This is a genomic window from Flavobacterium sp. HJSW_4 (assembly GCF_042436695.1).
Taxonomy (GTDB): domain Bacteria; phylum Bacteroidota; class Bacteroidia; order Flavobacteriales; family Flavobacteriaceae; genus Flavobacterium.
In genome coordinates this window covers 50,278-73,533 of the sequence record NZ_JBHNPP010000011.1, presented here as the reverse complement: position 1 = coordinate 73,533, position 23,256 = coordinate 50,278, and the positions used below count along the sequence as shown (strand labels likewise).

Annotated in this window: 14 protein-coding genes; 7 read left to right on the top strand and 7 right to left on the bottom strand. The window is 33.3% G+C overall.

Features of this window, described 5'->3' with window-relative positions; genetic code table 11:
* Window positions 1–32 precede the first annotated feature (32 nt).
* Window positions 33–2,201 carry an RICIN domain-containing protein gene (locus ACE01P_RS12315; RefSeq protein WP_379698093.1) on the bottom strand — a complete coding sequence of 723 codons (2,169 nt, stop codon included), beginning with the start codon at window positions 2,199–2,201 and terminating at the stop codon, window positions 33–35.
* A gap of 374 nt (window positions 2,202–2,575) precedes the next feature.
* Between ACE01P_RS12315 and ACE01P_RS12310 the strand changes: the two genes are divergently transcribed.
* The 3 genes from ACE01P_RS12310 (at window position 2,576) to ACE01P_RS12300 (ending at window position 5,417) form a co-directional block, all read left to right on the top strand.
* Window positions 2,576–2,986, top strand: a complete 411-nt coding sequence (locus ACE01P_RS12310; protein ID WP_379698091.1) for a group III truncated hemoglobin — start codon at window positions 2,576–2,578, stop codon at window positions 2,984–2,986.
* 77 nt (window positions 2,987–3,063) lie between these two features.
* Window positions 3,064–3,507 carry a hypothetical protein gene (locus tag ACE01P_RS12305; RefSeq protein WP_379698089.1) on the top strand — a complete coding sequence of 148 codons (444 nt, stop codon included), beginning with the start codon at window positions 3,064–3,066 and terminating at the stop codon, window positions 3,505–3,507.
* Window positions 3,508–3,644: 137 nt separating this feature from the next.
* Window positions 3,645–5,417 (top strand): aromatic amino acid hydroxylase, encoded by a 1,773-nt coding sequence (locus ACE01P_RS12300; protein WP_379698086.1) that lies wholly within the window; start codon window positions 3,645–3,647, stop codon window positions 5,415–5,417.
* Window positions 5,418–5,620: 203 nt separating this feature from the next.
* On the opposite strand, the gene ACE01P_RS12295 is transcribed toward ACE01P_RS12300, so the two are convergent.
* From ACE01P_RS12295 to ACE01P_RS12275, 5 genes are all read right to left on the bottom strand, one after another.
* The gene (locus ACE01P_RS12295; RefSeq protein ID WP_379698084.1) at window positions 5,621–6,250 is read right to left on the bottom strand and encodes a DUF4230 domain-containing protein; all 630 of its coding nucleotides are present in this window, start codon (window positions 6,248–6,250) and stop codon (window positions 5,621–5,623) included.
* A gap of 192 nt (window positions 6,251–6,442) precedes the next feature.
* Window positions 6,443–8,761: a BamA/TamA family outer membrane protein gene (locus ACE01P_RS12290; RefSeq protein ID WP_379698081.1), complete on the bottom strand. Its 2,319-nt coding sequence runs from the start codon at window positions 8,759–8,761 to the stop codon at window positions 6,443–6,445.
* Window positions 8,745–13,856, bottom strand: a complete 5,112-nt coding sequence (locus ACE01P_RS12285) for a translocation/assembly module TamB domain-containing protein (RefSeq protein WP_379698078.1) — start codon at window positions 13,854–13,856, stop codon at window positions 8,745–8,747. The genes ACE01P_RS12290 and ACE01P_RS12285 overlap by 17 nt, the downstream gene beginning before the upstream one ends.
* A 200-nt stretch (window positions 13,857–14,056) precedes the next feature.
* Window positions 14,057–15,013 carry a GSCFA domain-containing protein gene (locus tag ACE01P_RS12280; RefSeq protein WP_379698076.1) on the bottom strand — a complete coding sequence of 319 codons (957 nt, stop codon included), beginning with the start codon at window positions 15,011–15,013 and terminating at the stop codon, window positions 14,057–14,059.
* Window positions 15,014–15,114: 101 nt separating this feature from the next.
* Window positions 15,115–15,882 carry a hypothetical protein gene (locus ACE01P_RS12275; protein WP_379698073.1) on the bottom strand — a complete coding sequence of 256 codons (768 nt, stop codon included), beginning with the start codon at window positions 15,880–15,882 and terminating at the stop codon, window positions 15,115–15,117.
* Between the two features lie 346 nt (window positions 15,883–16,228).
* Here ACE01P_RS12275 and ACE01P_RS12270 point away from each other — a divergent pair, with 346 nt between their 5' ends.
* Entirely contained in the window at window positions 16,229–17,974 is a 1,746-nt protein-coding gene (locus ACE01P_RS12270) for an ABC transporter ATP-binding protein (RefSeq protein WP_379698071.1), read from the top strand.
* Window positions 17,975–18,367: 393 nt separating this feature from the next.
* On the opposite strand, the gene alaS is transcribed toward ACE01P_RS12270, so the two are convergent.
* Window positions 18,368–20,998, bottom strand: coding sequence for an alanine--tRNA ligase (gene alaS / locus ACE01P_RS12265; protein WP_379698068.1), 2,631 nt, complete (start codon window positions 20,996–20,998; stop codon window positions 18,368–18,370).
* A gap of 280 nt (window positions 20,999–21,278) precedes the next feature.
* Between alaS and ACE01P_RS12260 the strand changes: the two genes are divergently transcribed.
* From ACE01P_RS12260 to ACE01P_RS12250, 3 genes are read left to right on the top strand one after another with little or no spacing between them, the layout of a single operon-like run.
* Window positions 21,279–22,256, top strand: a complete 978-nt coding sequence (locus ACE01P_RS12260) for a peptidoglycan DD-metalloendopeptidase family protein (protein ID WP_379698066.1) — start codon at window positions 21,279–21,281, stop codon at window positions 22,254–22,256.
* Between the two features lie 47 nt (window positions 22,257–22,303).
* Window positions 22,304–22,636, top strand: coding sequence for a MerR family transcriptional regulator (locus ACE01P_RS12255; protein ID WP_012023968.1), 333 nt, complete (start codon window positions 22,304–22,306; stop codon window positions 22,634–22,636).
* 34 nt (window positions 22,637–22,670) lie between these two features.
* Complete coding sequence (locus ACE01P_RS12250; RefSeq protein ID WP_379698064.1) at window positions 22,671–23,255, top strand: LemA family protein; 585 nt, start codon at window positions 22,671–22,673, stop codon at window positions 23,253–23,255.
* The last annotated feature ends 1 nt before the right edge of the window (window position 23,256 follow it).

Below are 23,256 nucleotides of genomic sequence, written 5' to 3'. Positions count from 1 at the left end.
ACAAATTACTAATTGAATTGTGTGGATTGTAATTATTGCTTTAAGATTTTCTTCGAATACGAACCTTTATTGTCTTTTACTTTTACAACATAAACGCCTTTTGGTAATCGAGAAATTCCTACTTTAGTTTGATTTCCTTTTATAAAATTTACATTCTCCTTTAAAACTGGCTGACCAGTAATATTGAAAATCTGTACATCAGCATCTCCTTCGTGATTCGTATCGATTTTTAAAGTATCATCTGCTTCATCAACAAAAATCATCATATCGTTTGGATTAGTATTTTCAACTGCAACGGTTTCAGTAGCTAAAGTACTTTTTGCTGTTGCAGAAGTTTCAACTTGAACCAATTGCCATTGCTGATTTAATCCTCCACTATCAGCCCAAACTTGAATGTTAGCTCCATTTGCTGTAGAAACATTTTCAACATCAAGCGATTTACCGCTGTTTACATTTATAATTTTGTAATATCCAGTTCCAAGACTTGTTACGGTCCATTTGAATTCATTTGAAGAAGAAAAACTTCTCTGCTGCACTTTTAATCCATCTGCAGTGCCATTATTTTCAACAGCCAAATACATTCCTGTCGATTTTACGATGATGTAATAATTCCCGCTTCCATCAGAAACAAATTTCCAACGCTGATTGCTTCCTCCTCCGTTTGTGATATCATATTGCTGAATACGTCCTCCGCTTGTAGTAGAATTATCGGCAACATCCAAACCTTTATTACTGTTTCTTGAAATAATGTTATAATAACCAGGAAATCCAGTAACCGGTGGTGTTGTAGCTCCCCAAGTGAAGGTAACTGCAGAAGACGCCGGAACTGCATAATTAAACGCTGCTGATCCTGAAACTACTTTTATTGTATTTGACGATCCACCTGAATTGTAAACAACTAATGCTGTTGACCCATCAGGATTTTTGAATGCAACTGAAGAGATACTTCCGCTTGTACTTGAAGAAGCAATTCTCACTGCTCCTGGTTTTACAAATTTTGAAATTTGACCAATGATATAATATGCTACATTTTTAGTATAACTTGTACTGTTATTAACCGTAATCGCGCCTAAACAAGAAGTACATCCTCCTGGAGTGCGCGGACCAAAACTTGGATTATTCGCTGTATTCCATTCTAAAACAGTTTTTGACCAGTTTGTGGTGCTTCCAATTACAACGTTTTGCATGTGCCAGCCGAAATCTCCGCTAAAACTTCCGCCTGCGCCAGTATATTGTTCTGTAAAATAAACGTTTTTATTCGTTTGTGTTTTTACTGTTGACATCGCAGAGATATTTCCTAAATACAAATGGAATGCTGCCCCATCAACATAAGAACTGTTATTTAAAACATCAATTGGATAGGCTGTATTATCGCAGTTATGATCAAAGGCAATGATTTTTATATTGCCATAACCAGCCGCTGCCATTTGTGGCCCAAGTTGTTGGTTGATGAAATTCTTTTGTTCTGTAGAATTCATCAGCATGCTTGGTTCGTTATGCGGATTTTCTGGTTCATTTTGAGGTGTAATTGCCCAAATATTAATACCTTGTGCTTTCATTGCATCAAAATATTTTACGAAATATTTCGCGTAAGCGGCATAATATTGCGTTTGCAACGAACCTCCAACCCAAGATCCGTTCGTTTTCATCCATCTTGGCGCAGACCAAGGCGTTGCTAAAATTTTGATGTTAGGATTAATCTGTTGGATTTTTTTAATGATTGGAATTAAATACGTTAAATCAGGACCATTCAAACTGAAGTTATTCATATTGGTGTCTCCTGAAGTTTCATTATAACTGTAAGAAGAACTGCTTAAATCTGAGGCTGCAATACTAATACGAACTACGCTTGCATTAAGTCCTGTTGTTGGATTATACAAATCATTCAACAATTGATTTTGTTGTGTGGCCGCCATTCCAGAAATGACTTCGCAACTTCCTTCTGTAAGTGTGTAACCAAACCCATCCATGGTTTGATAAGTAGTTCCTGCATTTACTGTAACTGTAGAAGGATTAGTTCCTGAATTGGTTCCGAAACTTACATTTGCTTGCTGTTGAAGCAGTTTCGTCTGATCTCCTGTAGTCATCCAAGGAGTTACCGTCTGAGCATTTAAGCTGTTCATAAATAAAAGCGTACTGCAACATAGCAATTTCAACGCTTTACACACACGATCTGTAGGTGTTTGAGTAGTTTTGTGCATTTTTTGTGGTTTTGGTTTGATAATTAGTTTTTTGACATTTATTCAGTTTTATTTTACTAAAACAGCACAATATTATGAGTATTTTTGCAATATTGTCATTTTTAATACTTTACAAATACACATCAAATTGAAAAATCGGATATAACAAAAACGCATCTAATTGTTTTTCAAAATACTGATATACAATATTTTAAAAAATTAAAAATCATAAAAAACTTACCTGTTAAAACCAAAATAACTCATCATAAAATATAAAATCTATACAATTCCTTACAAATTGCCATTTTGCTAGCAAATAAAGGGCATATGACAATTATCAGGGAAGGAGAAGAAAGATATATTGTATTTTTGCAGTTTACTTTAAATACAATAAAATGACAACTTTAAAAGATATTTCCACTATAGAAGACATTCAGCAAATGGTTAACAGCTTTTATGCTAATGTTCGAAAAGACGATTTAATTGGCCCAATCTTTAATGATAAATTGCAAGATCGCTGGGAGCCACATTTACAGAAAATGTACAACTTTTGGCAGACCATTCTGTTTGATGTTCGTGCGTATTCTGGAACTCCTTTCCCTCCACACAAGCAATTGCCTGTAGATAAAACACATTTTGACCGTTGGATTGCCATTTTTAATTCGACAATAGATGCTCAATTTGCAGGACCAATAACAGAAGAAGCCAAAATGCGTGCTACCAATATGGCTTTTATGTTCAGCCATAAAATTGAATATTTTAGAAATGCAGAAAACGAACTTAGAAACGCAGCAAAAAAATCTTAAAGAAATTCTTTCAAATAAAAAGTAGAGTTTTATATTTGATTAAAATGAATTAAACCCAAATCTATATTCTTTTATTTATGAAAAAAGCACTTTTCTTTATTGCAATCTGTTTCTCGTTCTTCAACCAATTATCAGCACAATCTCAAGAGTCAGTTTCTAATTTATACAAAGGAACTGTCGACGGAAAAACTCCCGTAACCTTTTATATTAAGACTCGAGAAAATCAATGCAATGCCGATTTAGACTATGTTGCAATGTATCGTTATAAATCAGGCAAATGGATTCAACTTTATCCTACCCAAAGTAAAAAGGTTGAAAATGAATTTGTCATGGTTGAACATGGTTTTAGCGGCGTTTTAATTTTAAAGAAAACAGGAAATACTTTCTCTGGTTTATGGATTAGCCCTGATGCCAAAAAGCAGCTAAAAATCGAAGTAAAAGAAGCTTCAATGACGAAAAAGGAGATTGAAAACTACGAAAACACAATGGAAAGAGTAAGTTTTGAAAATAACGACTGCTAAAAAACAGTTTTCTACGCAAGCTTCAAAATCAATAAAAATGCAATAAAACGCACTTTCGGATAAAAATTTTATGATGGATGGTAAAAAATCGAGCTGTAAATTCGTAATTTTACAATCTAATCTACATCGTTTTCGAAATGAATCCAAATATTGAAACCAATCCGTTATTAGAGCGATTGCCGAAGCATTTACAGCAATTTATTAAACCTCAAGATTATAGCGACTACACTCCTATTAATCAAGCGGTTTGGCGATATGTTATGCGTAAAAATGTAGATTATCTTTCTAAAGTTGCGCATCATTCTTATTTGGAAGGTTTACGCAAAACAGGAATCGAAATTGATTCTATTCCAAGTATGTACGGAATGAACCGAATTCTAAGCGAAATTGGTTGGGCTGCGGTTGCTGTTGACGGATTTATTCCGCCAAATGCTTTTATGGAATTTCAGGCGTATAACGTTTTGGTTATTGCTTCAGACATTAGACAATTAGAACATATTGAATATACTCCTGCGCCAGACATCATTCACGAAGGTGCAGGCCACGCTCCTATTATTGCCAATCCGGAATATGCTGAATATTTAAGACGTTTTGGTGAAATTGGTTGCAAAGCGATTTCTTCTCATAAAGATTATCAGATGTACGAAGCGATTCGTTTGCTTTCAATTTTAAAAGAAGCGGAAGATACGCCACAAGAAAAAATTGACGAAGCTGAAAAAGCAGTTGCCGATTTACAAAATGACATGGGTGAATTATCTGAAATGGCTCAAATTCGAAATCTGCATTGGTGGACAGTAGAATACGGTTTGATTGGAACTGTTGAAAATCCGAAAATTTATGGTGCTGGATTGCTTTCTTCTATTGGAGAAAGTGCGCACTGCATGACCGATAATGTGAAGAAAATCCCTTATGATATTTCTGCTGCCAATCAGAATTTTGATATTACGCAATTACAGCCACAGCTTTATGTTACGCCAACTTTCTCTCATTTGAGTTTGATTTTGGAAGAGTTTGCTAATAAAATGGCTTTACGAACTGGTGGGTTATCTGGAATAAAAAAACTGATTCAATCGAATGCTTTAGGAACAATTGAATTGAGTACAGGTTTACAAATTTCAGGAGTTTTCACTAATGTAATTGAAGAAGAAGGAAAACCAGTTTATATTCAAACTACTGGAAAAACTGCGCTTTCAAATCGTGAAAAAGAATTAGTTGGCCACGGAACTCTAACGCATCCACACGGATTTGGTAGTCCAATTGGCAAATTAAAAGGATTTAATCTTGCGATTGAAGACATGAGTCCGAAAGATTTACAAGCTTACAGCATTGTTGAAAACGAAACGGTAAAATTGGAGTTTGAAGGCAATATTCTTGTTGAAGGAGAAATTATTACGGGTTCTCGAAACTTACACGGAGAAATCATTTTAATTAGTTTTAGAAATTGTACCGTAACGCATGGAGAAACTATTTTGTTCCAGCCAGAATGGGGCAATTACGATATGGCGATTGGTAAAAAAGTAATTTCTGCTTTTTCTGGCCCAGCCGATGTCAATAGTTTTGACTTAATTAATATCGTTCCTTCAACTAAAACTATTAAAGCAAAACATACAGATGAGCGTGACGAATTAGAAATTTTGTACGCCACAGTTCGAAACATCAGAAATAATAAAGATTCTAAAGCGGAGTTAAAACCGGTTTTTGAAAAAGTCAAAAGCAATCATTCAAATGATTGGTTGTTAAGTGTTGAAATCACTGAGCTTTTGAAAGATTCAGAAGAGAAACAGCTTTTACAAGAAGTTTTAGTTTATCTGGATCAATTGAAAGAGAGACGTCCTGAAGTTGCACATTTAATTTCTGGAGGATTGGATTTGATTTTTGATTCTTTGCCTAATTTGCCACAAAGACACTAAGACGCGAAGTTTTTTATACTATATAAAATAATAAAGTACTATTTGTCATTTCGACGAAGGAGAAATCTCCGTAAGAAGCTCTGCAAAGATTGGATATTCGTTGCGGAGTTACTTACGGAGATTTCTCCTTCGTCGAAATGACAAGATTGCGGGAAGCCTTTGCAACTCCGAACCTTTGTTACTTTGTCCCTTTGAAATCTTCCCTAAAGCTTCAAATCCTGAGTCAATTCAGTCTCTGATTCAATAGTTTTTCCGTTGTATTGGAGTTTCCAACCCATTGAATTTGTCATAATTAAAATCTTAGACAATTCGCTGATCAGTCTATTTTGAGCGTTGGTTTTAAGTGTAGATTTTTCGATTTTTTTAGCCAGATTCGCTTTTACCGATTTATTGATTTTATTGTAATCATCACCCGTAAACGGATTCAGTTTGCTTTGTTCAACATCATAAAACTGAATATCTGGATTTATAGTGATTTCTTCTTTTGGAATATTTAAAATCGTGATGGTTTTGTTTTTTTCATCAATATCATATTTCATTTGATGCAAATCGTAAGCAACCGTGACATTTGCATTTACGACAACCAATGCTTTCTTTTCAAAAGAAACCATGTCCATCAAATATTTCTGCTGATTTTTATAAGTAATCACTTCAGAGAAATGTCCTTCGGTTACAACTAATTTTCCAACGTTAAGAATCTGCTGCTGAATTAAATTGGTATTGTAGTTTATATCTGAATCGTCTTCTTTTTTGAATTGGCAATATTTAAAAGCCAAGACAATAAGTAAAACAATTGCGCTAACACCAATAATTCTTTTGATCAAGTTTTGCATTCTCTTAAAATATTTTAGACCAATTTACTTCTTTTTATTCTTTTTTTCGCCACGAATTCACGAATTTTCGCTAATTCCTTTGGGTTTAAAATATGGACGTATTTCACAAATCAAATTCGAAAAATTCGACCCTGCCAATCAACAAATTAAAAATAATTCGTGAATTCGTGGCGAATCGACCCCAGCAAAAAACTAGAATGGATATCCGATGGCGATATTCAAAATTAGGTTGTCTTTTCTCCAAGAACTGCTTCCGAAATTAATATCATCAATTACCCATCTTTGTCCCTCTGGTAAAGCTGGATTTCGAAGTGGAATGGCTAAATCTGTTCTTAAGACCAAAAACGACAAATCGAAACGCAAACCTGCTCCCGCTCCAATCGCTATTTCTTTCATAAAATCTTTCGAAATTTCAGCTCCAGGTTTATTAGGATCGGCATGTAAAAGCCAAATATTTCCTGCATCTACAAATACAGCTCCTCTTACAATGCTAAATAATTTAGCTCGATATTCGGTATTGAATTCCAGTTTTAAATCGGCTGATTGATCGGGCGTAAAGTTGTTATTTGTTGGAGGCGGAATAACATAACTTCCTGGTCCTAAAGTTCTCGCTCTAAAAGCTCTAATACTATTCGTACCTCCTACTACAAACTGTTTTGATGCGGGAAGCGTTCTTGAATTTCCATAAGCAAAACCTGCTCCAACAATCAATCTGCTGGCTAATTCACTTTCTTTTCCAAGCTTTAAATAATGCCTAAAATCAGATTTGATTTTTACATATTGGCTAAACGGAACATCGAAGATTTTTATCGTATCATTTTTCTTGATATTAGCCCCAGTAATCGCTCCCGTTAAATTTCCAGCCAAATCTAATTCTCCATTAAAATAGATCGTATTCTTTTTACGTTTTTGCATCGTATTCGTATACGTATAATTGTATGTTGGCCCAAAAATCAACTGTTTTTCAATTACTTTTCCTAGTGCTGGATCAGTTTTAATGTCTTCCAAATATTCTGGCGTAACATGATTTGGACTCACATACGTTACATCAACAACATTCAATTGATGTTCTTTACGAATGTTTTCTTTCCACATATATCCGAACGAAGTATTAAAAGAATTCAAGGCATAAAGTTGAGTTCGTTTTTGATATTCGTAACGCAAAGTTGCTTTGGTTCTCGGCACATATTCGCTGTTACCTTCAATATTAAAAGGCGTTATAAATCTTGGCCAAGTCAAACTTACTTCACCTCCAAGTTTATAAATATTCTTCCCTTTGTTTGTTCCGCCAAGTTGAAAATCAGCTCCACCAAAAACTGAAGCCGTGAACAATTCTGCTCCTTTTAGAAAGTTTCGGTTGTTCCAATTTAAGTTTAATTCAGTTCCTGTATAACTCGCAGAATTCGTTTTACCAATAACTTCAACACGAATAAACTTTTTAGGCAAAAGTGTCAAAAAGTAGTAAGAATCTAACGCATTCGGAATTGAGTCTGACGGTTTAAATTCGTTCTTTACAAAACTGAAAGTCCCCAGATTTACAAATCGGTTTAAAGTCAGATTATGATCTTTTCTGTTGTAAACATCTCCTTTTTTGAAATAAATCGTTCGATCGTAAATTCTTGGTTTAAAAGTATCTGCCGTATCAATAATCGTGAAATCTTTGTATTGCGTAATATTTCTTTTTCGATAAACCGCACTATCATTCGTTAGAGAATAATTTGGATACACAAAAATCTTATCAATTTTGTAAGCAGTCAAAGCTTTTACTGGCGTATCGTCTTTTATAACCAATCTTATTTTTACTTCGTGATCACCTTTACTGCTATCAACTTTAGCCAAAATATAATCTGGATTAAAATAGAAATAACCTTTCTCTTTCAATCTCGCATCGATTCTTTCTCTTTCTGCTTTTATAACGTCCAAATCATAAGGTTGACCGACTTTAAGCAAACTTCTTCTGTGACTTTTTGCAATAATCTTTGACATCTTTAAAGAATCGTCTGGAAATATGACGCTTTTTATAATGTATTGCTGTCTTGGCGTAACGATATATTCTGCTGTAACTCTTTTATTTCGAACAGTAGAATCGGCACTTACACGAGTTTTAAAATAACCTCTGTTTTCAGTAAAATTTCGAAGAACAGATGCATTATAATCCAAATCAACTTGACTAAAAAGTACTGGCGGTTCTCCTACTTTATTTCTTAACCAATATCTTGTTCCTTTATCTTTTTTAGGTTCGCCAGCAAGATTATAAATCAATAATTTAGGACGTAATCCGAAGATTTGTTTGTTTGGTTTTGGACGCAATAAACCTTCGAGTTCTTTTTCCAATGCTTTTCGATTTTTCTTTTTCATAATCGAATCTTTAATGGTCACAGAACCGCCTGTGTAAAGCAAATCGCCTTCAGGAAGGTATTTTGTATTACTGCATCCTACAACAAAAAATAAGGTAAGCAGTGCTATACACTTTACATAAAATGGGTTTATATGATTATGTTTTCTGCTCATTTCCTTCAATTGTTTTTTCGTCTTCGTTCTCCTGCAATTTTTCCTTTTCCTTCTGCTCTTTCTTTTTCTGTTTTTCTTTTTCCTTGCGGATTTTCTCTTCTCTGATCAATTCCTTTTCTTTTTCTGAACGATGAAAAAGTTCTCTAAATTTATTGTAACTCATCGTAATAACAAACGCAACTCCAGTTTCAATCACCTGACCTTCAACCGCAACCTGATACTGATTTTTACGATACGCACGAATCATATAACGGCCGTCTTTTGTCAATTGATAATCTAAAGCAACATCGCCTGCAATATTGGTTGTTTCTTCATTGGCGCGTTCTTGTCCTTCTACTCCAAAACTGCTTCCAACAGTAACTTTCAATCGATCGTCTAATAATTTTTTAGAAACTTCGACATTCAAATCGGTTCTGTTTTGCATCGTTCCTGTCGTGTAATCTTCTGTCGATTCTAGATCAAAATTCACTTCAAATCCTTCAACAAGATCTCCTGCCAGATTATTTAATTGCTGCGAAAGAATTTTACTCACACTTTGTCTAGCAAAAGATTCGGCGCTTGCACCACCACTTTCGCTCGCAAATGGATTTTCGCCCACAAATCGGTTTAATAATAAAAGTGCAAAAACCTGCTTATTTAATTCCGCTGGATCTTGTTCCAACTGTTTCAGTTTTGTTTGTGTCATTTCTACAACATCTGTAGAAACATTATAATTTCCTTCTGGAAGTACAATTCCAAATGAGATTTCTGGTTTCAATAATTCTCCATTCATTTTCAACAAAGTTTGAAATGGAAGTTTTTGTTTGTAGGTATTTTGAACCGACGGAGGCAGATTTTTTATCTGATTTCCTAATAAATCAATTGGCGCTGTATTTACTTTGTAAATGGCTGTAATATTCAAAGTTGCCATGGTCGGCTCACCATTCCAAGTAATGAAACTTCCTTTCTGAATATCGAATTTTCTTTTTATTCCGTTGAAATTCATTTGATAAGAACCATCTGAAAATTCATATTTCCCAGTCAAAGTTGTTTTTCCAGATTGATCAATTCCGCCGACTAATTCTGCTTCACCTTTCAAATTCAAATAATCGCCATTTGATTTATCAATCAATAAAGTTAATTCTGCTTCTTTATCAATCGAAATGGCTACATTGACGTTCATTCCTTTCAATTCCGATTGATTCAGTTTATTCTGCATATCAACCGTTTGCTTAAGATATGCATTGTCTTCATCAACAAATTCTACAATTCCTTCTCGATCTGCAATTGAAGGATCCGATTGAGGCATTACAACTGTAAATTTGGTTTCTTTATTGATTTTAAGCGTTCCGTCAACAACAGGGCTATCCAGATTTCCTTTGATGTTCAGTTTTGTATCTAAAAACAAATCGCCATAAAACAAATCGTTGTCTTTTGCTTTTGAATGAATGGCTCTAAAATCGTTTGCTTCAACAACTAGATTGAAATTATATTTAACAAAATCGGGAGATTGGATTGTTCCATTTACGTACAATTCATTGTCATTTTCGTCGAAAAGAGAGAATTTATCGAATGAAATCGTTTCGTTACTGAAAGTGATTTTTTCATTTTTAGTTTTAAAATACGAATTCAATTGCGTTACTCTAAAACCTGCATCATTAAAGTTCAATTCTCCATTAATTTTTGGAGCCGAAGTATTCCCCGTCAATTTAAAATTTCCTGATAAAAAGCCTTGTCCTTCCGTAATATTTCCCATACTGAAACCTTGAATACTTTTGATGTACAGTTTGTTAATCGCAACATCAAAATCAAAATTTCCTGCGTCTAATTGATAATCTCCCGTCAGTTTCAGATCATTTCCTTCGTCGCTCAACGTTACATTCGCGGCAAGCGTATTGGCAGTTTTATTGTCAACTTTTATCTCTAAATCACCAACTTTTGATCCTTTAAAAGTAAAATCTTCTATTTTTAAATCTGATGTAAAAGTTGGATTGGTCATTACATTTTCAACCAAAGCATTTCCGTTTATCAAACCTTGCATCAACAATTCGTCTTTTTTGACCATATTCATAATGGTCTCAATTTTGAAGTTTACAAAATCGACTTGCAACGGCGCATTGTCTTGATTTCCTTGCGATTGTATTTTTAATTCATTTCCGTTATTATTCAAATTGAATTTATTGATATACAATCTTTTTTCTCCAATTTCAATTGAATTTTCTGGATCAACATTCCATTTATCATAATTTAAAATGAAGTTTTCAGAATCCAGTTTTACTATATTTTTAGAATTTTCAGCTTTAAATTCGCCCGCAATAAAATACTGCTGTTTTTGTTTTGCATCTTGAACTTCAAGCGCATAAGTCAAAATATTATTTTGAACATTTCCTTTTAAACTTGTAAACGGAATTTTTAAAGAACCGCTTTCAATTGTCGCAACAGAAACAGAATATTCTAGAGCATTTTCCTTTGCTTCAATATTAATTCTTCCATCTGAAATAGTATTGTCTGCATAAACAATTCTCGGAATCGTTCCTTTTACTTCCAAAGAATCTGTCTGATTATTGTATTTCCCATTAATCGTAAAAGGCTCTAAACCTGTCAGTTTTGGCAATAATTTAAAAAGTACTGGATCATTATCTACTTTCAGCGTAAACGCCAATCTTTGCTCGTCTGATTCTGCGTTAACTTTCGGATTTTCAAGATCAATATATTTCGATAATGATTTTTGAATTGAATTCGTCAAAGTCGTCAATTTGTATTTTCCTGTCACTTCCGCTTTTAGAAACTGAGACGAAATTTTGATCGAATTGCTGTCTTTATCTGCGAAAGCAAAAACACGAATCGAGTCTAAAACAATTGGCTCAACATCTTGCAAAATCTGAATGTTGGATAAAAACACTTTTCCGTTAAGAAAATCAGGATTACTGTTGGTAATATCGGCGTCGACATTTCCGCGAAGTTTCATCGGGCCAGCGTGCAAATTCAGTTTTTCTAAATCGGCAATATCCAAATTCAGTTTTAATTTTACTGTCGGATATTTGTCTTTTGTGTCTCCGCTTGCGGTTAAATCAAAATTCAAGTTCGGATCTTTCATTCCAGATTTTACGGCGAAAGAACCATTTTCTATATTTCCTTTTAAAGCTAAATCCCTATAAGTGTATCGATTAAAAACCGCTTTCTGCACTAAACCATCAATCGCAGCATTTGCGGTTTTAGGGTCTAATCCATTTCCTTTGACTTTCGCTTTAAGCGTAATTTTTCCGATTGAATCGTTTTTAATCAATCGGCCTAAATCGAATTCCTGCAGCGAAACATCTGCATCGTATTTTTCTTTATTTTTAATTCTCTGATCAAAAAGAGCGTCTACTTTTGCGTTTCCAAAACTGCTGTTTAGAGCCAAATTAGTTTTAAAATTCTGTACCGAACCTTTAAATTTCCCTTGCAAACTTAACTGCGAAGGCAATTGAATATTCTTCGGAATTGTTCCCGCTGGCACAAACATATTAATGTCTTTTGAAGTACTCGAAAGCTTCTTGATATTCAGATCATAATACGCTTTTTGCGCATCAGGAAGTCCAGCGATTTTCCCCGAAAGGGAAACTTTTGTAGAACCAATTCCGCTCATTTCAAATTTCGAAATATTCAAATCTTTTACTTTTCCGCTCACACGGCTGTCGACGTATAAAATTGCATTTGGATTACTCTTAAACGGATTCGTTTTCTGTAAATCTGGAACGAACAATAAAATGTCTTTAAAACCAATTTTTGATTGTTTTAAATTGGCATCAATCGCAAGATTTCCTAAATCTTTTTGAAGTGATTCTAATGATTTATATTGTGCTTTAACTTTATCTTGTACAAGCGTTTGAGGTGTTTTTAAATACAGATTTTCTAAAGAAGCATTTTTCGGCCCATAAAAGAAATCTGTTTTTAAAGCCTGAATCTGCAAACCGCTTTTTTCGTTTACAGTCAAAGTTTGGATATTTCCAGAAATGGTATCATTTCCGTAATACAATTTCTCTGCTTTAAAATTGAATTTACTCAAATCTAAATGCGCATAATCTAAACCTTTTGTTTTGGGTTTTGATTGCATATCGTCAAACTTGAAAGCGATATTTTCTAGATTGGTTTCATTGAGTTTTACTTTCCAGCCCGCTTGTTTTATAGCAGTTGTATCTAAATCTGGTGTCTGAATCTGCTTATCTTTTGCACCCAGACGTAAATTTCCTTTAAGATTTTTAACTTCAAAAGTATCAAAATCCAAAAGCTGTTTATTAAGATCAATCTCATTTACTAATAAATTTAAATTCCCTAAACTAATACCCGAATTTAATTTCGAGTCTTTATTATCATATAAAATATCAATTTTAGACAACGCTATTTTATCCAATTTCAGTTTGAAATCTGGACTTTTCGAAATGGTATCGACCGTTTTAACCGAAACTTCAGCGATTTTCTCCACAACATCTTGATCTAAAACGACTTTTAGTCCGTTTAAATTGATGTTTGGAATATTAAAATCCATTTGATCTAAATCGAATTTCTTGAATTTAGTATCAAAATGTGTCAGATTTACTCGAATATCATTTTTCGAAAAATCGTCTTTAAAATTAAATTTAACCTGATCGAGATTTACCTTTACAACAGAAATTTTAAAAGGTTTTGCATTTGGATCTTCAACTTTTGGTTCTTTAGATTCGAATGCTTTTATGATATAATCGAAATTGAAAACGCCGTCTTTGTTTCTTGAAATATTGGCTTTTACATTTTCTAATGAAACCGAATTAATTTCCAATTCGCTGCTTACTAATTTAAAAAGATCAACATCAACTTCTAATCGTTTACCAGCCAGTAAAGTATCTTTCTTTTGATCTTCAAAATAAAAACCTTCCAGCACTACATCTTTTGGAAATTTAATTAATATTTTATCTAAAGAAACTTTGGTTTTTATCTTGCCTTGAAGATACGTTATCGCTTTATCCTTAACGAAATTTTGGACAGACGGAACTTGAATTAAAATTATGATAAGCAATAAAAGTGCAACTATAGAAACCACGCACCACAGGAGTACACGAAGTATTTTTTTTAGAAAATGTTTCGGTTTCTTATTCATACGTCAATAAAATCTTCTAGATTAAAATTGCTTCTGAAAAAAGCAGGGTTACACATTTTACAAAAATGTAAAATTTAAACCTTAACAATTTACATAATTATGAGGAATTATTCTAAAATTTTACTGCTAAATTACTTTTGCCACGAAGACGCAAAGGCACAAAGTTTTATTTTAACGTTGTGGAAAATTGCAAAATCAATTTAAAATTTAATGTGTGGCTGTTTTTCTCCTAAAGCTTCAATTTTCTGTTGCAGTTTTGCTAAGAATTTTTGATGCTGGTCAGATTCTGGATTGAAACTTCTGTGGCGCAGACTTTTTTGGATTTCGTCTACTTCTTTCATTATCGAAAAATCATTTTCTGCAACGTAATTTTCGCTGAAAAGCTTCCAAATATAATCTATCGCAATTTGGTTAGGATGAAGCATATCTTCGTTATAAAAACGATAATCGCGAAGTTCGTCCATCATGATTTCGTAAGAAGGGAAATATTCTAATTTTAGATTGTAGATTTCAGATTTTAGAATACTATGCAAAGCCGTAAATAAATGCGATTTACTTAATTGGTTTTCTACAAAACCATCTTTAATGTGGCGAACTGGAGAAATGGTAAATATGAAATTGACATTTGGATTTAAAGTCTGAATCGCTTCAATTGTATTTTGAATGCTTTTCTGAATTACTTCTGCTGATAATAATTCTTTTGAAAATTGCTTTTGAGGAACTTTATGGCAATTGGCTACAATTTCATCTTTTTCTAGGTTTCTGTAAATCCAAGACGTTCCGAAAGTGATGATAATGTGTGTCGCTTCTTTTATTTGTTTGTAGGTTTCTGTAATCGCTTTATTTAATGATTCCAGCAATTCTTGGCGATCTGAATTACTCAAATCCGAATGTACATCATAACTGTGCCAACGTTCGTTATGAAAGAAAACATCTTTTTCTCCAAACATTTCTTGTTTAGAAATTCTATCAAATAATTTTTCAATTGAAGCTGGGTTAAAAATTATCCCAAACGGATTGGTTTCATTCTGGAATTTAAAATAATCGAATTTCTCCGCCATATTTTCTGCAAAACAAGAACCAATAGAAAGTACTTTCGAATTATAATCAATCGGATTATTACTTTTTGAAATTGGAATTTGAGTTCTGAATTGCATGACTTTTTTATTCAAAAATACAGTTTAATACTCATTTTTCAATCAAAAAAATCCCCAATCAACATTAGTCAATTGGGGATTCCTTTTTATTTAAAACTAAATTAGTAAGCAACTTCTAATTTAGAAGAGTTTTTTGTGTCTCCAGAAAATGCTTCAGAAAAATAATTACTAATGTATTTAATACCGTTTTCTACTGTTGCTGTTTGTGTAACTTTTCCGTCACTATCATAATCTACAGTTACATTTTTTGTTGTATTGTTAGCTGAATAGAAATCGAAATAATCTAAATCTAACAATGCTTTTACTCCTGTTATGTTAGTATAAGGGCTTTTCTTGTCATCAAATGTACTTGTAATTTTTTCTCTTTCTCCATTAATATATTCTGAAGAAACAATGTTTCCGTTAGAAAAAGTATAAAGCGTTGTTGTATCATACTTAATTTCTTGTCTATTGATGATGTCAGACTCGTTAACATTAACTGTCCCGTTTGCGTTGTAAACGAAAGTTAATTTATCTTGAATAGTTTTATTAGCTTCTCTTGTTGTAATTCTAGAAACTAATTTTCCGCTTTCATATGCATAAACGTCAGTAGAATTCAAAATACCTGAGTAATATACCTCTACTTTGGTAATTAAATCTCCTGTGTAAGTGTAAACAGATCTAGAAGCATCTGAAACAGCAATCTCTTTCAACTTGTTTCCGTCATAAGTTATTGTGTAAGTAGTACTTCCTGATTGTCCATTAATTACTTCTGTTTCAGTAATTTTTTTTGGTAATAATACTGCATCTGTAGATTCTGATGAATCATCGCTTGAACAAGATGTTAAAACTAGTGCTAAAGCACCAAAAAAGCATAAAATTTTTTTCATTTTGATTTGGTTAAATTTGTTGATGAGGCAAACGTAGTACAACTTAAAATCAAAACCTTACGGGATTCCACATCAAAAACAAATATTACAATCAGAAATTATCAAACCCACTAATTCTAAACAGAATAGTCTGGAAAATTTAATTACAAAAATTAGCTAAAAAGTAGATTGAGCTTAAAAAAATCGTTTTTCGCACTCTAAATTATACTACAGCGTCAATATCACTTCAATAAAAAAACACTGATAATTCCATCTTCAAAAAATTTACATTTTTAATAACAAAAACCATCTCTACAAACTAAAACAATTCCTTATTTTTGCATCTTCCATTTTTTTAAAATCTTATATGAAATTATTATATACCTACATTGTCAAGCATAAAATGTTATTATTTTTTGCTTTGATTATGGCTACTATCAACATTTGTTTCAGTTTGTCAGACTCAGTAATTACCGGAAAATTGATGCAGGATTGCGGGGTTGGTTTGGCAAAATATAAAGGAAACGAAATCGGATTTATTAAATCATTGTCTTTCTGGCTTGGGCTTTCGCTTGGCGCTGCGATGATTTCGAGAATTACCAAAAACTTTCAAGATTATTTTACCAATGTTGTTATCCAGCGTACTGGTGCTCAAATGTATACAGACGGAATTAAAAAATCTCTTGATCTTCCATATGCTGAATTTGAAGACCAGCGAAGTGGTGAAACGTTGAGCAAACTAACAAAAGTTAGAATTGATTCGGAGAAATTAATTACACTTTCTATTTCGTTAATTTTTCAAACGATTATCGGATTCATTTTCGTAATCGTTTATGTAGCTAGAATCGACTTTAGAATTTCGATTATCTTTTTAATTACAGCGCCAATTATTGCTTTGGTTAGTTTGTATTTAGGTAAAAAGATTAAAATTGTTTCGAGAAAGATTGTGAATCAAACTAATGCTCTTGCGGGCTCTACAACTGAAAGTTTACGAAACATTGAGTTAGTAAAAAGTCTTGGTTTGACATATCAAGAAGAGAAACGTTTGAATTTAAATACTTTTAAAATTCTGCAATTAGAATTGGAGAAAATCCGTTTTATTAGAAGTTTGAGTTTTATTCAAGGAACAACCGTTCACTTCTTAAGAACTTGCGTTGTTTTTGCACTTTATTATTTCTTATTTGGAGGAAAAATCATTGTTGGTGATTTATTGACAATGGTATTTTTTACTTTCTTCATTTTTGGCCCTTTACAAGAATTAGGAAACTTCATTATTGCGCTGAATGAAACGAAAGTTTCTATGGAGAATTTCAAAAATTTATTGAATGCTCCAAAAGAATTTCGCCCAAAAAGCCCTAAACATATTGGAGCGATTCAGAAATTGCTTTTCCAAAATGTTAGTTTTCAACACAAAACAGCCAAATTTAAAGCGGTTGAAAATATTAATTTCGAAATAAAACAAGGCCAAACCGTTGCTTTTGTTGGTCCGTCCGGATCTGGAAAAACAACTTTGGTAAAACTATTAGTTGGACTATATACTCCTGCTGAAGGTCAAGTTTTATATAACGACATTGATTCTACAGATGTTGATTTATTAGACTTAAGAAAACAGCTTGGTTTTGTTACTCAAGATGCTCAATTATTCTCAGGGACAATTCGCGAAAACTTATTATTCGTTAAACCAAACGCAACCGATGAGGATTTATATGATGCCTTAAAACGTGCAAGTTGTGATAAACTTCTAAGACGTGCAGAAGATGGCCTAAACACCACAATCGGAGAAGGCGGAATCAAAGTATCTGGAGGTGAAAAACAACGTTTATCTATCGCAAGAGCAATTTTAAGAAATCCGAATTTATTGATTTTTGACGAAGCAACTTCTGCTTTAGATTCGATTACCGAAGAAGAAATCAACGATACAATTAGAAATATCTCAGACAAAAATAGAATTACAGTTTTAATCGCACACCGTTTATCAACCGTAATGCATGCTGATAAAATATTTGTTTTAGAACAAGGTAAAATCATTGAACAAGGTAAACACGAAGATTTGATTGTTGAGAAAGGATTGTATTACGCTATGTGGCGCCAGCAAATTGGGGAGCGTAAATAATTTTTTTTAAGCTACTAAGATGCTAAGTTTTTAAGTTGCTAAGTTTTTGAATTGCCTCCAGCTAAAGTTGGACGCAAAAAGTTTTATAAAAAAGGGCTTTAGTCAAACTGTTATGTTTGGCTAAAGCCCTTATTTTTTACTTATATTTTTCATCCAGCTAAAGCTGGACACAATTGAATTTCAATAATTTGTCATTTCGACGAAGAAGAAATCTCCACAAGTAACTCCGCAACAAAAGGTCAATCTTTGTAGAGCTTCTTGTGGAGATTTCTCCTTCGTCGAAATGACATAAAATGAGAAAAAAACAAAAACCCGACAGATTAAAAAATCTGTCGGGTTTATTTTTGAATTATAAAAACTCAGAGTCTTAGTAACTCAGAATCTTAGTATCTTTTATTTCACAAACTCGATTGCTTTTGAAAGCGCCTCAGCAATTCCGTCAACATTTTTACCTCCTGCAGTTGCGAAGAAAGGCTGTCCTCCTCCTCCACCTTGGATGTATTTACCTAATTCGCGAACTACTTGTCCAGCGTTTATGTTTTTGCTTGCTACAATTTCTTTAGAAACATAACATGTTAACATTGGTTTTCCTTCGTGTGCTGTAGCTAAAACAATAAATAAGTCATTGTAAGCATTGCCTAACTCATAAGCTAAATCTTTTGCTCCTTCTGGATTAAGATCTACTTGTTTAGCTAAGAATCGAACTCCGTTGATTTCTTGTAATTCTTTAGCTAAATCAGCTTTCATATTTTTAGCTTTATCTTTCAATAAAACTTCCAATTGTTTTTTCAATTGAGCATTTTCATCTTGCAATGCCTGAATCGCTTTTACAGGATCTGGAGCATTTTTAAGCACTTCTTTGATTTCTCCGAAAGAAATTGCTTGAGACTCAAAATATTCTTTTGCAGCTTCACTTGTAATTGCCTCAATTCTTCTAATTCCAGCTGCAACAGCTCCTTCAGAAATGATTTTAAAGTGCCAGATGTCAGATGTATTTGCAACGTGCGTTCCTCCACATAATTCGACAGAATCACCGAATTTAATTGTACGAACTAAATCGCCATATTTTTCTCCAAACAAAGCAATTGCACCATCTTCAAGAGCTTGATCTTTTGGAATAGCTCTTTTTTCGATTAATGGTAAACTCTCACGAATTCTTGCATTTACAAAGTTCTCCACTTCTAACAATTCTTCATCTGTAACTTTAGCAAAATGAGAAAAGTCAAAACGTAATGAAGCATTTCTTACCATCGAACCTTTTTGCTCAATGTGAGTTCCTAAAATCTTGCGTAAACCTTGGTGCAACAAGTGCGTAGCCGAGTGGTTTGAAGAAGTTTTAGCTCTTTGAATTTCATCAACAACAGCATTAAAAGTTCCAGTAAGATTCTCTGGCAATGATTTAGCCAAATGGATCGTTTGGTTGTTCTCTTTTTTAGTGTCGATAATATAAATAATATCTCCGTTTTGCGCTTCTAAATATCCTTTATCACCAGTTTGTCCACCGCTTTCTCCGTAAAATGGAGTTGCATTGAAAACCAATTGGAAAATTTCTCCGTCTTTTGCACTTTCAACTCTACGATATTTTGTAATCTTAACTTGTTGTGATAATCTATCATAACCAACAAATTCCTGAATATCATCTTCAACAATCACATTCCAGTCTCCAGCAGTTACTTTTGAAGCTGCACGAGATCTTTCTTTTTGCAATTGCAATTGTTCTTGGAAACCTTCTTCATCCAATTTCAATCCTTTTTCTGAAAGAATCAAAGCAGTTAAATCGATTGGGAATCCGTATGTATCATACAATTCGAAAGCTTTTTTACCATCGATTGTATCTCCAACATTATTTAAAATTACAGCATCTAAAAGAATCAATCCTTGATCTAATGTTTTAAGGAAAGAGTTTTCTTCTTCACGAATTACATTTGAAGCAAGCGCTTTTTGCGTTCTAATTTCTGGGAACGAATCTCCCATTTGCTCGCTTAAAGTTTCAACCAATTTAAAAATAAATGGCTCTTTTGTACCTAAGAAAGTAAATCCGTAACGAATTGCACGACGTAAAATTCTACGAATTACATATCCAGCTCCTGTGTTAGAAGGCAACTGACCATCAGCAATAGCAAAAGCTACCGCACGAACGTGATCTGCTACAACACGAATTGCAATATTTACTTTTTCTTCCTCTTCGTTTGATGCTTTTACAGTATATTTTGCTCCTGTAATTGTTTCGATTTCTCTAATTAATGGCATGAAAACATCTGTATCATAGTTTGATGTTTTTCCTTGCAAAGCCATACACAAACGCTCAAATCCCATTCCAGTATCTACGTGTTGTGCAGGAAGTTTTTCTAGAGAACCATCTGCTTTACGGTTGAATTCCATGAATACATTATTCCAGATTTCAACAACTTGAGGATGATCATTATTCACTAAACTTTTTCCAGAAACTAAAGCTTTTTCTTCTGCAGAACGTAAATCAACGTGAATTTCAGAACAAGGTCCGCATGGTCCTTGATCTCCCATTTCCCAGAAATTATCTTTTTTATTTCCTAAAATGATTCGATCTTCATCGATCAATTCTTTCCATAAATCCCAAGCTTCTTGATCAAACGGAACATTGTCTTCTTTACTTCCTTCAAAAACAGAAACATAAAGATTTTCTTTTGGGATTTTATAAACCTCAGTCAATAATTCCCAAGCCCAGTTGATTGCTTCTTTTTTGAAGTAATCGCCAAAAGACCAGTTTCCTAACATTTCAAACATCGTGTGGTGGTAGGTATCAATACCAACTTCCTCAAGGTCATTATGTTTTCCTGAAACACGAAGACATTTTTGCGTATCGGCTATTCTTGGACTTTTTGGAGTTCCGTTCCCTAAGAAAAATTCTTTAAACTGGGCCATTCCCGAGTTATTGAACATAAGGGTTGGGTCGTCTTTAAGGACAATAGGAGCTGATGGAACAATTGTATGTCCTTTACTCTCAAAAAAATCTAAAAATTGTTTACGTACGTCTTGTGATTTCATATTTTAATTAGAAAATGTGTCTGTTAAATGTGGCAATTTGATAATTAGGCAATTAGATAATTTACTTATTTAGATGATGCTTGAATTTTAAAATTGAAAGTTAAAAACTTATGCTTTACAACAATAAATTCGCTATTTTGCGCATTATATAATTTAAGTAATTCTCCCCAAAATTATCAAATTATTTTGTTCTTGTAAAAAGCCTCACACGACTGAAACATTTAGTTCTATTATTCGTCTAAGTTATTTTACAAGCTGCAAAAATAGCGTATTTTAAAATATGGCGAAAGTAAAATATTATTACGACTCAGAAAATCTGGCTTATACGAAAATAAAAACCAGAAAAAGAATAAAAATTGGTTATGCATTCCTGTTTTTGTTGGCTTCAGCACTATTTGGATTTTTAGTTTTTGTTCTTTTAATAAACACTCCTTATTTCGAAACCCCAAAAGATCGTTTGCAAGCTCGCGAAATCGAAAATTTAAAGTTGCAATATGCTATTTTGAATAAAAAATTGGACGAAATTGATGAAGCGGCAGATGCACTTGAAGAACGTGACAATAATATCTATCGCGTTTATTTTAACAAAGCTGAAATTCCAGATTCTATTCGAAAAGCTGGTTTTAAAAATTCTGACCGATATAAAGTTTTAGAAGGATATAACAATTCGCAACTGGTTTTAAATACCACAAAAAGAATTGACAAACTTTCAAAAGAATTAGCAATTCAATCTAAGTCTTTAGATGAGATTTTGAAATTAGCTGGAGCTAAAGAAAATTTATTGTTGGCAATTCCTGCCATTCAGCCAGTCCGAAATGAAAATTTAAAACGTGTCGCGTCAGGTTTTGGATACCGCATCGACCCTTTCACGAAAGTGCGAAAAATGCATAACGGAATGGATTTCACCGCCAATACAGGCGCTCCAATATATGCAACAGGAGACGGCGTTGTAGAAAGAGCTGACAACACCGCTTCTGGATACGGAAATCATATTGTGATCAGGCATGGTTTTGGATATGAAAGTTTATACGCGCATTTAAGCAAATACAATTGTCGCCCAGGACAGCGTGTAAAACGTGGCGATGTAATTGGTTTTGTCGGTAGCACAGGAAGGTCTGAAGGTCCGCACTGTCATTATGAAGTTCATAAAGACGGAAAAGTGGTAAATCCGCTGAATTTTTATTACGGAAATATTTCGGCTGTAGAATATATCGCGATTTCGCAAATGGCAAACCAAGAAAACCAATCATTAGATTAATAGTACAAAAAATACTATTTTTGAAGTAAAATAGAAAAAAACGAACCATGCATATTGAACTTTCTAAAGACAAAAGATATTACAGTATTGGCGAAGTTGCCAAAGCTTTTAATGTCAATGCTTCGTTGATACGATTTTGGGACAGTGAATTTGACATTCTAAAACCTAAAAAAAATGCCAAAGGAAATAGAATGTTCACACCAGAAGATATTACCAATCTTCAATTGATTTATCACTTGGTAAAGGAAAGAGGATTTACGCTTGAAGGCGCTAAAACACACTTAAAAGAGGGTCAGAAGAAAACGTTAGATAAATTCGAAATAATACGTAAATTAGAGTCGATAAAAACGCAACTGAACGACATAAAAAACGAATTGTAATTAAAAATTGAAATAAACTAAAATCAAAACAAATATGAAAAAGTGGTTAATCCCTGTAGGAATTATTATAGCATTTGTTGCTATTATCGCATTTTGGGCGATTGGTATTAAAAATACTGCTTTACAACACAGTCAAGCTGTAAATAAAGAATGGGGAAATGTTCAAACGGCTTACCAAAGACGTAATGATCTTATCGGGAATTTAGTAAACACTGTAAAAGGTGCTGCAGATTTTGAAAAATCAACTTTAACTGCTGTAATCGAAGCTCGTGCTAAAGCTACTTCAGTAACAATTGATCCAAGCAATGTTACACCAGAACAATTGGCTGCATTTAACCAAGCTCAAAGTGGAGTTTCTTCATCTTTATCTAGATTATTGGTTTCTGTTGAACAATATCCAACTTTAAAAGCAAACGAGAATTTCTTGAAATTACAAGACGAATTAGCAAGTACTGAAAACCAGATTTTAACTGCTAGAACTCGTTTTAACGAAGCTGTACAAGTTTACAACGGATATGTGTTAAAGATTCCAAACAACTGGTTCTTGAGCGAATACAAAGAAAAACCATACTTTGAAGCTTCTACTGGGGCAGATAAACCTGTTGAAGTAAAATTCTAAA

Coding starts and splice junctions, on each gene's coding strand:
- ACE01P_RS12310 (WP_379698091.1), top strand. CDS start 2,576: ATGACAACTTTAAAAGATATTTCCACTATAGAAGACATTCAGCAAATG.
- ACE01P_RS12285 (WP_379698078.1), bottom strand. CDS start 13,856: ATGAATAAGAAACCGAAACATTTTCTAAAAAAAATACTTCGTGTACTC.
- ACE01P_RS12260 (WP_379698066.1), top strand. CDS start 21,279: ATGGCGAAAGTAAAATATTATTACGACTCAGAAAATCTGGCTTATACG.
- ACE01P_RS12250 (WP_379698064.1), top strand. CDS start 22,671: ATGAAAAAGTGGTTAATCCCTGTAGGAATTATTATAGCATTTGTTGCT.
- alaS (WP_379698068.1), bottom strand. CDS start 20,998: ATGAAATCACAAGACGTACGTAAACAATTTTTAGATTTTTTTGAGAGT.
- ACE01P_RS12270 (WP_379698071.1), top strand. CDS start 16,229: ATGAAATTATTATATACCTACATTGTCAAGCATAAAATGTTATTATTT.
- ACE01P_RS12255 (WP_012023968.1), top strand. CDS start 22,304: ATGCATATTGAACTTTCTAAAGACAAAAGATATTACAGTATTGGCGAA.
- ACE01P_RS12315 (WP_379698093.1), bottom strand. CDS start 2,201: ATGCACAAAACTACTCAAACACCTACAGATCGTGTGTGTAAAGCGTTG.
- ACE01P_RS12290 (WP_379698081.1), bottom strand. CDS start 8,761: ATGAGCAGAAAACATAATCATATAAACCCATTTTATGTAAAGTGTATA.
- ACE01P_RS12280 (WP_379698076.1), bottom strand. CDS start 15,013: ATGCAATTCAGAACTCAAATTCCAATTTCAAAAAGTAATAATCCGATT.
- ACE01P_RS12295 (WP_379698084.1), bottom strand. CDS start 6,250: ATGCAAAACTTGATCAAAAGAATTATTGGTGTTAGCGCAATTGTTTTA.
- ACE01P_RS12275 (WP_379698073.1), bottom strand. CDS start 15,882: ATGAAAAAAATTTTATGCTTTTTTGGTGCTTTAGCACTAGTTTTAACA.
- ACE01P_RS12305 (WP_379698089.1), top strand. CDS start 3,064: ATGAAAAAAGCACTTTTCTTTATTGCAATCTGTTTCTCGTTCTTCAAC.
- ACE01P_RS12300 (WP_379698086.1), top strand. CDS start 3,645: ATGAATCCAAATATTGAAACCAATCCGTTATTAGAGCGATTGCCGAAG.